The sequence below is a fragment of the Variovorax sp. MHTC-1 genome, from assembly GCF_003984645.1.
Classification (GTDB): domain Bacteria; phylum Pseudomonadota; class Gammaproteobacteria; order Burkholderiales; family Burkholderiaceae_C; genus Variovorax.
In genome coordinates, this window is the sequence record NZ_RWKI01000076.1 from 1 (window position 1) to 1,428 (window position 1,428).

1 protein-coding gene is annotated in these 1,428 nt (G+C 68.8%); it reads left to right on the forward strand.

Going from position 1 to position 1,428, the window contains the following annotated elements; genetic code table 11:
• Positions 1-1,428, forward strand: a 1,428-nt coding sequence (locus EJI01_RS28275) for a condensation domain-containing protein (protein ID WP_260602740.1), incomplete at both ends; no start/stop codon positions are given.

The following is a 1,428-nucleotide window of genomic DNA, read 5'->3' on the forward strand; positions in this document are numbered from 1 at the left end:
CGCCAATGGTTCCTGTGGCAACTGGATCCGGCCAGCACGGCGTACCACATCGCGGTTGCGTTGAGGCTGCAGGGCGAGCTGGACGAGTCGGCACTGCGTGGCAGCTTCGAAGCACTGGTGGCGCGCCACGAGGCGCTGCGCACGGTGTTCCGTGCGAACGCCGAAGGCGTGGCCGAGCAGGTGCTTCAGGAGCGCGTGGCGCTCGACATCCCGCTCATCGACCTGAGCGTTGCCGATGTTGACGAGCGCGAGGCGCTGGCCCGCGAGGAAGCCCTGCGCGCGAGCGAGACGCCCTTCGACTTGAGTAGCGGCCCGCTGCTGCGCGCGGCGCTGATCCGCATGTCCGTGCACGAGCACATCCTGGTGGTGGTGATGCACCACATCGTCTCCGACGGCTGGTCGATGCAGCTGGTGGTGGACGAGTTCGTGGCGCAGTACCGCGCCCGCGTGCTTGGTGAAGCCGTGCAGCAAGCGCCGCTGCCCATCCAGTACGCCGACTACGCCGCCTGGCAGAGAAGCTGGCTCGAAGCGGGCGAGCGCGAGCGCCAGCTCGGCTATTGGAAAGCTCACCTGGGCGAAGCGCACCCGGTCTTGCAACTGACGACCGACCACCCGCGGCGCGCCGACGCCACCTACCGCGCGGCGCGCCACAGCATCGAGCTGCCACCCGACCTCGTGCAAGGCCTGCAGCGGCGCGCCCAGGCGCATGGCGCGACCCTCTTCATGGTGCTGCTGGCCGGCTGGCAGGCGCTGCTGCACCGCTACACCGGCCAGGCCGACATCCGCATGGGCGTGCCCATCGCCAACCGCCACCGGGTGGAGACCGAGGGCGTGGTGGGCCTGTTCGTCAACACCCAGGTGCTGCGCGGCGTGGTCAATGGGCGCATGAGCCTGGAGACATTGCTGGCCCAGGCCAAGGAAGCCGCCCTGGGCGCACAAGCGCACCAGGACCTGCCCTTCGAACAGCTGGTGGAAGCGCTGCAGCCGGAGCGCAGCCTGAGCCACAGCCCGCTGTTCCAGGTGATGTACAACCACCAGCGGGAAGACTACCGTGCGTTGGCGCAGTTGCCCGGACTCGCGCTGCAGAGCTACGCGCTGGGCGAGCAGGCGGCGCAGTTCGAGCTCACGCTGGACACGGCGGAGCGGCCCGACGGTGCTGTCTCGGCGAGCTTCAGCTATGCGCGCGAGCTGTTCGAAGAAGCATCCATCGAGCGGCTGTCGGGGCACTACCTGAGCCTGCTGCGCGCGCTGGTGCAACAGCCCGGGCAGGCGATCGGCGATGTGGAGCTACTCGCCGATGAGGAGCAACAGCAGCTTCGGCAGTGGGGCGTGAACGAAACACGCTACCCGGATGCGCAGCCGGTGCACCGGCTCATCGAGCAGCAGGTGCGCAAGAGCCCGGACGCCACGGCACTCGTCTTCGGCGAT